Origin of the sequence: Ruminococcus sp. HUN007, from assembly GCF_000712055.1 — a bacterium.
Taxonomy (GTDB): Bacteria; Bacillota; Clostridia; order Oscillospirales; family Ruminococcaceae; genus HUN007.
Genome location: NZ_JOOA01000002.1, coordinates 1574190 through 1587702, shown reverse-complemented (window position 1 = coordinate 1587702; position 13513 = coordinate 1574190). Strand labels below are relative to the sequence as shown.

Below are 13513 nucleotides of genomic sequence, written 5' to 3'. Positions count from 1 at the left end.
CTGGAGGTACAATGGAAGAATACAGCGCAAGGGGACTGGCGGAGATCAGGAGACAGAAGAAGAAAAAGCGGAGCATGCAGAAGTTTCTGGGCTTTGTTGCGATCGTGATCGTTATTCTCGGACTTTACGTTTCCAAGGACCGCTGGATGCCTAATTTTAAAATAGATAATTCAGGTTACACTGACGACGAGATAACGGTGGGTTCATTTCCGCTGAAGATCGCAGTGGGAACAAAATACAAGGCCTGTACTCTCGGTGAAAGGCTGATAGTACTGACTGATACGCGAAGATACACCTACACGGCATCAGGAGATACCGAAAAAGTTGAATCGCACGCTTATTCCAATGCGATACTCAAAAGCAGTGACGAGCGCACACTTATGTATGAGCAGAACGGTACAAGTCTCAGGGTGGACTCAAAGCGTTCCCTGCAGTATGAAAAAAAGATGGATGATCCGATCTATGTTGCCTGCCTTGGCAGCAGAGGCTATACTGCAGTTATAACTCAGTCTGATCAGTACGTATGTGAGCTTCATGTTTATGACAATTCAGGTGACGAGATATATTTCCGCGGATGCAGTCAGCGAGTGACTGACGTTGTCTTTAAGGCCGACTGCAGCGGGTGCTGTATAGTTTCGCTGAATGTTTCCGAAGGAAATCTGGTTTCAGAGATAATGTCGGTGAATTTCAGCAGTCCGGACACAGAGTGGACAGTCAGCAGCATTGAGACCTGTCCGGTAAAGGCTTGTCCGTACGGAGAAAACGGACTTGTGCTTTTCGGCGACACGATGTATGTATGCTTTGCGGGAGACGGAACAAAGGTCATGGAATATCCTTATCCGGGAGCGCTTATTGATGCTTCCTGTTCATCTGCAGGAGCAGTAATGATGTTTGAAAACAAGGAAAGAAGAAGTACAACACTTTCCATAATAACCGATCCTTCGACAGGCGGTGTCACAGAGGCAAAGCTCAACGAGAAGTTCAGACATGTAACTGCGTGGAACGACAGGATCTATATGCTTTCCGAAACGGTACTTGAATCCTACGGGTATGACGGAAAGGCGATAAAGGCGCTGGAACTTGACCAGCCTTTCAGCGGTTTTGAGAAAACCGGAAAATACATTTATCTTGAAGGCCACAGAACAATAGAGAAGAAAGAATTTTAAGAAAATGCCGGCCGGTGTTTTCTCTTATATAACAGGAGTGTGTAAATGATGAGTAATTTTAACTGGTGTTTTGATGCTGCAGCAGGTGTTCTGCTTGTTTTGTTTCTTGTACACGGTATCAGAAAGGGTACTGCGAGAACGCTGATCCCTTTTGTTGTAAATCTTGTGTTCGTTGTTCTGTCTTTTTTCATGTCAGGTATAATTGCGTCAACTCTGTATGAGGCGATGATAAGTGATTCTGTCAGCCTGTCGGTTGAGGAAGCAGTTGATAACTTTGATCTGAACGGTTATTTCAACAAGGAATACAAGGAACTTACTCTTATTGAAGAAGTTTCGGAAGATGAGGCAGAGCGCGTGCTCAGTTCACAGACTGATATGGACAAGAAATTCTGGAAGCTTATCGACAGCACATCCGGCGTGGGCAACCAGGTCAATGAATCTGCCTGCTTTACCGGACTTAACAACATAATAAGGGTGTCGCTTCAGAATGAAATCGCAAAGAAGCTTCCGCCGTGCTCCGGACATTTCTTTGAAAAATTCAACGAAGCAAATGAAGAAGAAACCTATAAGCTCATAAGCATGATATACAGCGACCGCAAGAGCGCTGCCAGGTATATAACTGAAAACTGTGTAAGTGATGTTATGTTCAGCTTTGTAAAGCTCATGTCATTCGTTATAGCTTCAGCAGTTCTTATGATACTTACAAGTATCATATTCTCGATCGCTTTCAGAAACAAGGATCAGGATGCAATGGGTGCAGGTGATTCAGCTGCCGGTGCAGTAGTTGAGATCCTGAACGGACTTATGGTAATTGTTATTCTTGCAGTTCTTGTCAAGATAATTATCTGGTCAGGTATAAGTATTGAAAACATTATGGATGAAAAAAACACTTAATAATTCCTATGTGTTTAAATATCTTTATAATATTGATAAATTTATGCCGGTAAGTAATATGTAAGGGAAACGCTGATCAATTCATAAATCAGCGTGGGGTCCGGGGCGAAGCCCCGCAATCCCGCCTCCGGAAATACGGCGAAGCCGGATTTCCGGTTTAATCAGTGTTTCCTGAGAAAAACGGTATATAAAAATGGTATTCGGAGGCAATTATGATTTTATGCAACAGATGTAAAAAGAGACCGGCTGTTGTTTTTATAACAGCGATGAACGGCGGTACACAGAAAAACGAGGGGCTTTGCATGTACTGTGCAAGGGAACTTCAGATACCGCAGATAAAGGATTACATGGAGCAGCTCGGTATTACCGATGACGAGATCGATCAGCTTTCAGAACAGATGATGGAACTTGTTGACGGTGATTCGTTTGAACCGGGCGGAGCAAGTACAGTTCTTCCTCCTTTTATTCAGGACATGATCAACGGTTCGTCAGATCCGAAGAACGGAAAGGGCGGATTCGGATCGCTTTTCGGAAATGCATTCGAAAAATCAGAATCGAAGAAGAAAAGCGAATCAAAGAAAAAAGATAAGAAACTCAAGTTTCTGGAAAACTACTGTACGAATCTCAGCAGAAGAGCTGAAGAGGGCAAGATAGACAATATCGTCGGACGCGACAGGGAAATAAGCCGTGTCGTACAGATCCTTTCAAGAAGGACCAAGAACAATCCGTGCCTTATCGGTGAACCGGGTGTAGGTAAAACAGCTATCGCCGAAGGTATTGCACAGCGTATAAACAAGGGTGATGTTCCGTTCAGCCTTAAGGATAAGAAAGTATATCTTATGGACCTTACATCACTGGTGGCAGGAACACAGTTCCGCGGACAGTTTGAAAGCCGTATGAAGGGACTTGTTGATGAGGTCAGATCAGAGGGAAATATAATTCTTTTCATCGACGAGGTACACAGTCTCGTAGGTACAGGTGATTCCGAAGGTTCAATGAACGCCGCCAACATTCTTAAACCTGCCCTTTCACGAGGCGAGGTACAGGTCATCGGTGCCACCACATTTGCTGAATACAGAAAATACATCGAAAAGGACAGCGCGCTTGAAAGACGTTTCCAGCCGGTAACTGTAGATGAGCCGACTGTTGATGAGACATTCGAGATACTCAAGGGAATCAGGGGACACTACGAGGAATTCCACCGTGTAAGGATAAACGATGAACTCCTGAAAATGTGTGCAGTTCTTTCAGAACGTTATATAAACGACAGATTCCTTCCGGACAAGGCGATAGACCTTCTCGACGAGGGCTGTGCTCTTGCGGCTATCGAAAGCAGGGAACTTGCCGAATACGACAGCAAGTCAGCCGAACTCGATGATCTTGTCGAAAAAGCCCGTGAAATTGAAGAGGAAGATGAAGTAGACTACGAAAAGCTTGCAAAAATAAAGGCTGATATAATCAGAGTCGGGGAAGAACTTGACGACGCAGCAAAGAAGAAGGATAATGCAAGGGTTTCAGAAGAAAACATTGCAAGAGTCATCGAACTCTGGACAGGCATTCCGGCCAACAAGGTAGTCGGACCGGAACTTCAGAAGATAGCGCATCTTGAAGAAGCTCTTAAGAAGAGAGTCATCGGTCAGGACGAAGCAGTTGAAACACTTGCAAAGGCTATAAGAAGAAAGAGAGTCCAGCTTTCCAAGAGACGCAGACCGGCTTCATTCATCTTTGTCGGACCTACAGGTGTCGGCAAGACTGAGCTTGTAAAGGTACTCGCTTCCGAAATGTTTGACTCGACAGAACCGCTTATCAGATTCGACATGACTGAATTCATGGAGAAGCATGCGGTTTCAAAACTTATCGGTTCTCCTCCGGGATATGTAGGCTACGATGAGGCAGGTCAGCTCACTGAAAAGGTAAGAAGACAGCCATACTCGGTAATTCTGTTCGATGAGATCGAAAAGGCACATCCTGATGTTATGAATATCCTTCTTCAGATACTTGACGAAGGCAAGCTCAACGATTCACAGGGCAGAAACATAAACTTTGAAAACACGATAGTTGTAATGACATCAAATGCAGGATCTGCAGACAAGTCCACAGGTGTCGGCTTCAACAAGACTACCGAGGACATTTCAAAGGAAAGAGCGATGAAGGGCCTCCGTGAATTCCTCCGTCCGGAATTCATGAGCAGAATCGATGAAGTCATCACATTCTCGCCTCTTGAAAAGGATTCCTACGCAAAGATCGCAGGTCTCATGCTCGAAGAGATGAGAGAAGCTCTTGCTGAAAAGGATATCGGACTTAAGTATGACGATACTGTTCTTGAAGTGATAGCAGAAAAGTCCTACGACAGAAAATCCGGAGCCCGCGACATCCGCAGAGTTATCCGTGACAACGTTGAGGACAAGGTGGCAGGTACAATAATCGACAATCCTGAAAGCGTGATCACAGCTCTTATCATAACAGCCGATAAGGAAAAGAACGAGATCACGGTTTCATTCGAATCTGCCGGCGAAAAACTGTCAGACAAAAAGGAAGCTGCGGCTTCAGGGATCGATCTAAGCAAGTAAAAATAAATATGTTTATATTAAACGGGTGTTTCATTATGAGACGCCCGTTTTATGCGTTACAGTACGACGGCGAAATAAATTTTAAAAAAATTAAAAAAAAGTGTTGACAAACGATCTCCGTTGTAGTATAATAATAAAGCCGACTGAGAAAGGCGGCAAAAATTAAATGCGGGTGTAGTTCAATGGTAGAATGTCAGCCTTCCAAGCTGAACACGTGGGTTCGATTCCCATCACCCGCTTAGACTTCTGTTAAGAAGTACTATGCATCTTTAACTCAGTTGGATAGAGTAACTGCCTTCTAAGCAGTAAGCCGCTGGTTCGAATCCAGCAAGATGCATTTAAATGGTGGGTATAGCGTAGTTGGTTAACGCGTCAGATTGTGGTCCTGAAGACCGTGGGTTCGAATCCCACTATCCACCCTTAATAAATAACGATAATGTTCCCTTTGGTTTATACCAAAGGGATTTTTTGTTCCATAAAAACTTCATACGTAATTTAAGCCGGATCGCAGTGAAAAATCAGCGTCGTATTACTGGCGGGGCATCTGAGTGAAAACGCGGAAACTGAAAAATGCAGAAATAAAATTTCGATGCAGGAACGGACCTGTTTACAGTTTGTTAACAAATAGACATTTGCCGATGTGATATAATATAAAGTACTTAGACTATGAAAATACTTGTTTAGCATTATAGCGTTTCTGCTGAAATGCTTTCACCGGATCAGAGAAAGCGCGGAACGTTTGCAGGTGTTTTTATCTCAATTCATTATAAAGGAAGTGGTTCAAATGTCAAACTACAATTTTTCAAAAGTTACTCCGGCTATCGATCAGCTTGCGGAAAAATGTGTAAGCTGCCACAATATTGATCCGGAACTCTATGTTAAGTATGATGTCAAGCGGGGCCTTCGTGATCTGAACGGTAAAGGCGTGCTTGCGGGACTTACAGACATCAGTGAAGTATGCTCAAGTACGATCGTGAACGGTGAGTCAGTTCCGTGTGACGGAAAGCTGTACTACAGGGGCATCGATGTGGAGGATATTGTTGAAGGCTTCATTTCCGAGAACCGCTTCGGGTTTGAGGAAACGACATATCTTCTTCTTTTCGGAAAGCTTCCGTCAGAAAATGAACTTAAGGATTTCAGCGGGCTTATAGGCAGTTTCAGAAAGCTTCCTACCACGTTCGTAAGGGACATTATAATGAAGTCGCCGGGCAACGACATGATGAATATTCTTGCAAGAAGCGTTCTCACACTCTATGCCTATGACGATGCGCCGGATGACACCAGCATTCCGAATGTTTTAAGACAGTGCCTTGAACTGATAGCACTTCTTCCGGTAATGGCTGTCTACGCTTACCACTCATACAATTACTACAAAAAGGGCGGAAGCCTTATAATTCACAGACCGCGTCCGGATCTTTCAACGGCTGAAAACATTCTTTACACTTTAAGAAGTGATTCAAAATACACTGAGCTCGAAGCGAAGATACTCGACCTTGCCCTTGTTCTTCACGCAGAACACGGCGGAGGAAACAATTCGACTTTCACGACACATGTCGTTTCATCATCCGGTACGGACACATATTCTTCTACTGCTGCTTCACTTGCCTCACTCAAGGGACCTAAGCACGGCGGTGCCAACATCAAGGTGGTGCGTATGTTCGATGATCTTATGGAAAAGGTGAAGGACTGGACTGACGAAGAAGAAATAAAGGAATACCTTGTTGCGCTTCTTGAAAAGCGCGGCTTCGACAACTCCGGTCTTATCTACGGCATGGGACACGCAGTTTATTCTATATCAGATCCGCGTGCAAGAGTGCTCAAGAAGTTTGTAAAGGATCTTTCAGTTGAAAAGGGCATGGAGAAGGAATACGAGCTCTACACCCTCGTTGAACGTCTTGCTCCTGTCGTTATCGGCGAAAAGAGAAAGATCTACAAGGGCGTAAGTGCGAACATCGACTTCTACAGCGGGCTCATTTACCGTATGCTCGGACTGCCGGCTGAACTGTACACGCCTATTTTTGCCGTTGCAAGAATATCGGGATGGTCAGCACACCGTATTGAGGAGCTTATAGGTGCCGGCAAGATAATACGTCCTGCATACCGACCGGTTGCAGATCACATTGAATACACTAAAATGTCAGACCGATAATCAAAGAAATGGACTGTTAAAAAAGTTCTGAATACAACATGATCAGCATATCGTACTTACGTAAATACGTAGGTTTGGATATGCTGATCTGCTTTTAAGGAGAGTTTCTTAACATTCACGTGGGGGGCGGGGCGAAGCCCCGTTTTCACTCCAACTGCAGATCCGGTGAAGCCGAATCTGCAGTTAAATCATGATTTTTTTATTAAATTTCAGAAAAATACTATACATTCAGTGAAATTTATTGTATAATAAAAAATACGTGGGTAATAATTTTTAAGAGGTAGATGAAATGAAAGAGTTACTTGATCTGATATTTGCTTTTAAGTTTAAGGAGCTGTTTTTTGCTCCGACAGAAAACGGACTTATAAAGTTTTTCAGATATGCGTTTGTCGGCGGTATTGCCTTTGTTGTGGATTTTGCGACCTACACACTTGTCTGTCAGGCAGGTTCATCATGGCAGATCACAGCACTTGCGACAACAGCCGGATTTGTCACAGGTATCATCACTAATTTCATACTTTCCAAGAAATTTGTATTTCAGGAGAAGTCCAGTGCAAAATCAGGATACGGTGAGTTTATCGGATATGTCCTCATCGGTCTTGTGGGGTTCGGACTCAACATGCTTCTTATGTATCTTGCCACCGAGATGCTTTCAGTGAACCGTTATGCAGCCAAGATCATCGTTGCCATAATCGTTCTCGTTTATAACTATCTCGCAAGGAAGATAATTCTCTACACACCATCACGAAAGACAGAGGGAAAATAAATTGAAAAATATTGTAATTATAGGTGCAGGTCCTGCCGGACTTACTGCTGCATATGAACTTTTAAGCAAGGCGAATGATCAGTACAGTGTGACCGTTCTTGAAGGATCATCTGAAATAGGCGGTATTTCAAGAACAGTTAAGCATAACGGCAACCGTATGGATATAGGCGGACACAGATTTTTCTCAAAGGACAGAGATGTAACAAACTGGTGGGAAAATATGATGCCTACACAGGGCAAGCCTTCATTTGATGACATCAAGCTCGGCAGAGTAAAAAAACTCAAAGCCGGCGGTCCTGACCCTGAGGAAACTGACAGGGTAATGCTCGTAAGGAACCGTGTTTCAAGAATTTACTACAGGAAAAAGTTTTTTGACTATCCTATTTCAATGAAGATGCAGACCATTAAGAACATGGGCTTTGCATCAACTGTTTCAGCAGGATGCAGCTACCTTGGCTCATGTATTTCCAAGAAGCCAGAGGATTCACTTGAAAACTTCTACATCAACCGTTTCGGCAAGGTGCTCTACTCTATGTTCTTTGAAGGATACACTGAAAAGCTCTGGGGCAGACATCCGCGCGACATCTCCGCAGACTGGGGTGCACAGCGTGTAAAGGGTCTTTCGATCAGAGCCGTTCTCAAGGATATGTTCTCAAAGATCGGCGGCGGAAACAAGGACAGAAAGGTTGAAACCTCCCTTATTGAGGAATTCATCTATCCTAAGTACGGTCCGGGTCAGCTCTGGGAAACAGTTGCTGAGGAAGTAAAGAAGCTCGGCGGCGAGATCAGAATGAATTCTGAAGTTGTAAAGATAAACACTGCAGACGGAAAGATAAACTCAGTTGAACTTGCTGACGGATCAACTGTTGACGGTGACATTTTCATCTCATCAATGCCGCTCAAGGATCTTGTCGGCGGTATGAATGATGTTCCGGACGACATTGCAAAGATCGCTGCAGGCCTTCCGTACAGAGACTTCGTTACAGTCGGTCTTCTCGTAAACAAGCTCAATCTTAAGAACGAAACAGATATAAAGACACTCGGAAACATCGTTCCTGACTGCTGGATCTACGTTCAGGATACAGGCGTTAAACTCGGAAGAATACAGATATTCAACAACTGGTCACCTTACATGGTTAAAAAGCCTGAGGAAACAGTATGGATCGGTCTTGAATACTTCTGCAATGAAAATGACGACTTCTGGAATCTTTCCGATGAGGAATGCATTAAAATGGCTACCAGAGAACTTGCTTCAATGGGTGTTATCAACAATGCAGGTGAAGTTCTTGATTCACACAGGGAACGCGTAAAGAAGGCTTATCCGGCTTATTTCGATACATACAGCGAGATCGATACACTTGTAAAATATCTCGATTCATTTGACAATCTTTACTGTGTCGGACGTAACGGACAGCACCGCTACAACAACATGGACCACTCCATGGTCACAGCCTTTGAAACAGCAAAGAATATTATTTCAGGCAAAACTTCAAAGGACAACATCTGGAATGTCAATACCGAGAAGGAATACCACGAAGAAAAGAACAGCTGATAAATCAGTCTTCATAAGATCCTTAAGCGATGCAGTAAAATATCGCTTAAGGATCTTTTTTTGTCAATAACGCCATAAAATCATTGAACTACATCTGAAAATATGTTATTATATATCTGTATGTTCTTATGGAAACGCTGATTTATTCATAAATCAGCGTGGGGCTCCGGGGCGAAGCCCCGCAAATCCCACTTTCGGAAATCCGGCGAAGCCGGATTTCCGATTTAATCAGTGTTTCCTTATATACAGTAAACTATACAAAGAAAAGAGGAATCACATTTGACATCGGTATTTATCTACACAATAATATCCTGTGCTCTGTTCTGGTGCATATATTCGTACCGCGACAGGCATAACATGATCAAAGGATATTCACCTGCAGAGCTCGTACCGTTTTACGTGCTTATGAGGCTCGTTCCGCTGTTCATGATGCAGGAAAGAGGAACTTCAAATTACGTAGCCTGTATTCTGGACGCAGTGGTACTTGCAGCAGTATGCTTTGCTGCGTCGGGAATGACAAGGAGCAAAAGTATTGCGGCGGCTCTGTATATCTTCAGTCCGCTTCCGGTGATCTGTATTGCAGTCGGCGGGACAAAGATGATCATCGCAAACATTGCTGTGACTGCGGCTGCACTTGTGGTGACAGGCATTATGAGCAGCAAATATCCGCTTTCTTCGCCTTCTTCGTTTATGCGCAGTTATGTAACGATCTGTACAGGCATTCATTTCGGAGGCTATTCACTGTTTGCGCAGCGTCATTCATTTTCCGAACTGTACAACAAACACTATTTCCCTACCTTTCTTGTGGCGGGGCTGCTTCTGATAACAGCCGGACTTGTAATGCTTTTCCCGGCAATAAGGAATTACGGTAAACAGGGCAGTACTTCCGGCAACGGCGAAGATGTTCCGGCGATTTCTTCCGAAGCACCTGAAAAATTCGGAAAAAAGAATTTTATCCACATCATAATACTTACAGCACTTTATGCTGCCGTGGTATTCTTTCAGCTCGGATCACACACTTCACCTGAAACATCAAGAAAATTCAATTCGAATGATCCGGACAATTCCGAAATAATTATCGATCTCGGCGAATATAAGAACGTTTCCGGCCTTCAGATCTTCCTCGGACCTGAGAGTTTAAGAAAGATAAGCGTTTCTGCTTACGATGAAGTTGAACGTGAGTGGAAGGTAATAAAGGAAGGCGAGGAACTCAAGACTGCTTTTGCGTGGAACCGTGTTGATTTTTCATGGAGCGTAAGATATATCGGCATTGTTTTCAGCCATGAGGATACTCATTTCAATGAAGTAATTGTTCTCGGAAGCGATGACAGTGTGATCACACCGGTGAACACTTCGGCATATCCTGAACTTTTCGATGAACAGGATGAATTCCCGGGAACTGAAGCATCTTACTACTACAGAATGATGTTCGACGAGATCTATCACGGAAGAACAGGATATGAGTTTATTCATAACCTTCCTATTTATGAAAACACACATCCGCCGCTCGGCAAAACACTTATCGGCCTTGGCATAAGAGCTTTCGGCATGAATCCGTTCGGCTGGAGATTTACAGTAGCAGTATTCGGAACGTTAATGGTACCGCTCATGTATCTTTTTGCGTGGAAGATCAGCCACCGTTCAGGCAGTGCGCTGACAGGCGGTGTGCTTCTTGCAACGGAAAGCATGCATCTCACCCTTTCAAGGATCGCTACAATCGACATTATCGTAGCACAGTTCATCGTGATGATGTTCTTCTTCATGTACTGTTTCGTCGATGAGATGCTTAGAGGGGGAAAACTTTCAAAGCAGATACTCTGGATCTTCCTCTGCGGAGTTTCGACCGCTCTTGCAATCGCAACAAAGTGGACCGGCCTTTACGCGGCAGCTGGTATAGCAGTCATCTTCTTCACTTTCCTTATAAAGCACTGTGCTGAAAAGAAGACGCTGAAGGAATCGATGCCGTATCTTCTGAAACTTTTTGTGGTCTGCGTTATCTCATTCATTGTGATTCCATCTGTAACTTATGTTTTATCATACATTGAATTCGCTCAGGTATATACCGACAAGGATATTATCCATCATGCCATTGAGAATTCAAAGTCAATGTATTCTTACCATTCGAACGTCACCGATTCTCATCCGTACCAGTCAGAATGGTATGAATGGATCACTGACAAGAAGCCTCTTCTCGATGCAATAAACAGCTTTGACGGGGACAGGGTAAGTTCAGTTGCGACATTTATGAATCCTTTCATTGCGTTTGCAGGACTTGCAGCTTTCTTCCACAACGTATTTCTCTGGAGAACAAGAAAGAGCATGGCTGCACAGTATCTTTCGATCTCGTACATCGCAATGCTCATGCCATGGCTCTTTATCCACAGAACTGTATTTATCTATCAGTATTTCGGATGCCTGCTTATCATGATCCTTCTCATATGCAATTCGCTCCGCAGCATGAAGGGCAGCGCAAGGAAAAGGGAGATAATTACAATGGCGGTTTCGGCTGCTGTATTCTTCATGTTCCTTCCTGAGTCCACAGGTATTGCTGTTCCGAGAACGTATATCAAGCATGTTCTTGAGCTCGTACCTACATGGATATTTGAATAAGGGGGTACACGAATGAAACTTTTTAAAGAAAAAAAGATATTACAGTACGCAGCAGTGTTCGTACTTATATCATTTATCTACGTAATGTGGCGACTCATGCTTCCTAATGAAAACGGCATAAGGATTTTTATGGGAATACTGATAGCCGGTGAAGCAGTGTTTGATCTCATTATGTTAAAGAAGAAGAAACTCACTGCCGATGTGCTTGTCGCATCGATAATATTTGCCGGATTTGTCATGCGCATAGGATACATGCTCTACACACCGGCTTCTGTCAGGTCACATGACATGTGGGAGTTTGAAAAGGACGGATACGGCCATGCCGGATATATACTTACTCTCATTGAAGATAAAATGCTTCCGCAGACAAACACAAGGCAGTATTACCAGCAGCCTTTCTTCTACATTCTCTGTGCTCTTGTTTCAGCACCGATCAATTCATTCCTCGGCGGAACCGGCGGTCATGATCCTGAAATGATCGTTGATACCGGCAAAATAATCAGCAGCGCTGCTTCATGCATCGTTCTTCTTATGACAGATACATTCTGTAAGGAACTTGATCTTAAGGGAAAGTACCGTGCGGCAGCAGTGGGATTTGTCGCTTTCTGCCCGGCGTTCTATTTAAGCGAACGAATCACGCCGGACATGCTCTGTACGCTGTTTATGACAATAGCGCTCGTTTACACTCTCAGATGGTACAGAAGTCCTGACTGGAAGAATACAATAATACTTGCCGTTACTTACGGATGCGGTGTTATGACCAAGCTGTCCATTGGTTCACTTGCTCTGTTTACCGCAGGTGTGTTTGCATGGAAGTTTTTCGGATCGGTAAAGGAAAAGAAATTCGGTCCGTACATTCCGAAATTCATTGTATTCGCTCTGATAAGCCTACCGCTCGGCCTCTGGTACAGCGTAAGAAACTACAGAAGATTTGACCAGCCTTTCGGCTATGTTCTCGAGATCCCGAGTGACCACGAACTTTACACAGGTGATCATTCCTTCTTCCAGAGGATCATACTTCCTGACATTCCTAACTTTGTGACCGAACCGTATGCGGAGGTTTTCGATGACTACAATCTCTGGACATACATGGTCAAGTCATCACTTTTCGGTGAATTCAAATTCGATGTTCCTTCGATAATTCCGATAGGCCTTATGCTGGCAGCCATAGCACTTACGGTACCGGCTGTTACAGGTGTTTTAAAAGGCGCCTTCAGAATAAAGGAGAACAGGGATCAGTTTCTTGTATCAGCTTCCGTGATCGTGTTTATGGCATCTATAGTTTATTTCTACATAAAGTATCCTAACGGATGCAGCATGGACTTCCGCTACATGACATTCATAGTAGCTCCGGCCGCAGTTCTTGCCGGTAAATACTGTGAAGAAAACGGAAAGAAGTGGATCGGTACGCTTTATGCTAGCGCCGTTCCTGTCTATGCACTGTTCTCGGTACTCATGTATACGATGATCAGATAATTGTCTGTAAATAACGGTCCTTTGTCACTGTTGTTTTTTTACATGTGACAAAGGACCGTTTTCTATAGTAAAAATCGTATAAACTATATGTAAAAAAAGCAATGTATGCATGATGCCGTAAAACATCTGTTTCCTTTCGGCTCTGATTCGTCCATTGATGGACTTTATCGACAAAGCTCGTATTTACGTGGATTAACTGTGACGATTTTGTGAAAAAAGAGTGACGCCATTGTGTATTTGACTATATAAAGGGGTGTAAATTCATCTAAAATGGTGCAGGTGCGGATGTTGAAAGAAATTCAGTACAGTGGTATAATATATTCTGTAGAG

Annotated in this window: 8 protein-coding genes and 3 tRNA genes; all 11 read left to right on the top strand. The window is 43.6% G+C overall.

Features of this window, described 5'->3' with window-relative positions:
- Window positions 1-11 precede the first annotated feature (11 nt).
- The 11 genes from CC97_RS10985 (at window position 12) to CC97_RS10935 (ending at window position 13183) form a co-directional block, all read left to right on the top strand.
- The gene (locus tag CC97_RS10985; protein WP_044975003.1) at window positions 12-1166 is read left to right on the top strand and encodes a DUF5711 family protein; all 1155 of its coding nucleotides are present in this window, start codon (window positions 12-14) and stop codon (window positions 1164-1166) included.
- 45 nt (window positions 1167-1211) lie between these two features.
- Window positions 1212-2060: a hypothetical protein gene (locus CC97_RS10980; protein WP_044975002.1), complete on the top strand. Its 849-nt coding sequence runs from the start codon at window positions 1212-1214 to the stop codon at window positions 2058-2060.
- A 212-nt stretch (window positions 2061-2272) separates the two neighbouring features.
- Window positions 2273-4630 carry an ATP-dependent Clp protease ATP-binding subunit gene (locus CC97_RS10975; RefSeq protein ID WP_049962852.1) on the top strand — a complete coding sequence of 786 codons (2358 nt, stop codon included), beginning with the start codon at window positions 2273-2275 and terminating at the stop codon, window positions 4628-4630.
- 168 nt (window positions 4631-4798) lie between these two features.
- Window positions 4799-4869: transfer RNA gene (locus tag CC97_RS10970), tRNA-Gly, on the top strand.
- 24 nt (window positions 4870-4893) lie between these two features.
- Window positions 4894-4967 (top strand) — tRNA-Arg (locus CC97_RS10965).
- An 8-nt stretch (window positions 4968-4975) separates the two neighbouring features.
- Window positions 4976-5049: transfer RNA gene (locus CC97_RS10960), tRNA-His, on the top strand.
- A 365-nt stretch (window positions 5050-5414) separates the two neighbouring features.
- Window positions 5415-6779 carry a citrate/2-methylcitrate synthase gene (locus CC97_RS10955; protein ID WP_044975001.1) on the top strand — a complete coding sequence of 455 codons (1365 nt, stop codon included), beginning with the start codon at window positions 5415-5417 and terminating at the stop codon, window positions 6777-6779.
- A 289-nt stretch (window positions 6780-7068) separates the two neighbouring features.
- Window positions 7069-7545, top strand: coding sequence for a GtrA family protein (locus CC97_RS10950; protein ID WP_049962851.1), 477 nt, complete (start codon window positions 7069-7071; stop codon window positions 7543-7545).
- 1 nt (window position 7546) lies between these two features.
- Complete coding sequence (locus tag CC97_RS10945) at window positions 7547-9097, top strand: NAD(P)/FAD-dependent oxidoreductase (protein ID WP_044975000.1); 1551 nt, start codon at window positions 7547-7549, stop codon at window positions 9095-9097.
- A gap of 279 nt (window positions 9098-9376) precedes the next feature.
- Entirely contained in the window at window positions 9377-11707 is a 2331-nt protein-coding gene (locus tag CC97_RS10940; protein ID WP_044974999.1) for a phospholipid carrier-dependent glycosyltransferase, read from the top strand.
- A 12-nt stretch (window positions 11708-11719) separates the two neighbouring features.
- The gene (locus CC97_RS10935; RefSeq protein ID WP_044974998.1) at window positions 11720-13183 is read left to right on the top strand and encodes a glycosyltransferase family 39 protein; all 1464 of its coding nucleotides are present in this window, start codon (window positions 11720-11722) and stop codon (window positions 13181-13183) included.
- Window positions 13184-13513 lie beyond the last annotated feature (330 nt).

Bases quoted from the DNA above. Each gene is read 5' to 3' on its own strand.
- CC97_RS10955 (WP_044975001.1), top strand. From the start codon at position 5,415: ATGTCAAACTACAATTTTTCAAAAGTTACTCCGGCTATCGATCAGCTT.
- CC97_RS10985 (WP_044975003.1), top strand. From the start codon at position 12: ATGGAAGAATACAGCGCAAGGGGACTGGCGGAGATCAGGAGACAGAAG.
- CC97_RS10980 (WP_044975002.1), top strand. From the start codon at position 1,212: ATGATGAGTAATTTTAACTGGTGTTTTGATGCTGCAGCAGGTGTTCTG.
- CC97_RS10975 (WP_049962852.1), top strand. From the start codon at position 2,273: ATGATTTTATGCAACAGATGTAAAAAGAGACCGGCTGTTGTTTTTATA.
- CC97_RS10950 (WP_049962851.1), top strand. From the start codon at position 7,069: ATGAAAGAGTTACTTGATCTGATATTTGCTTTTAAGTTTAAGGAGCTG.
- CC97_RS10935 (WP_044974998.1), top strand. From the start codon at position 11,720: ATGAAACTTTTTAAAGAAAAAAAGATATTACAGTACGCAGCAGTGTTC.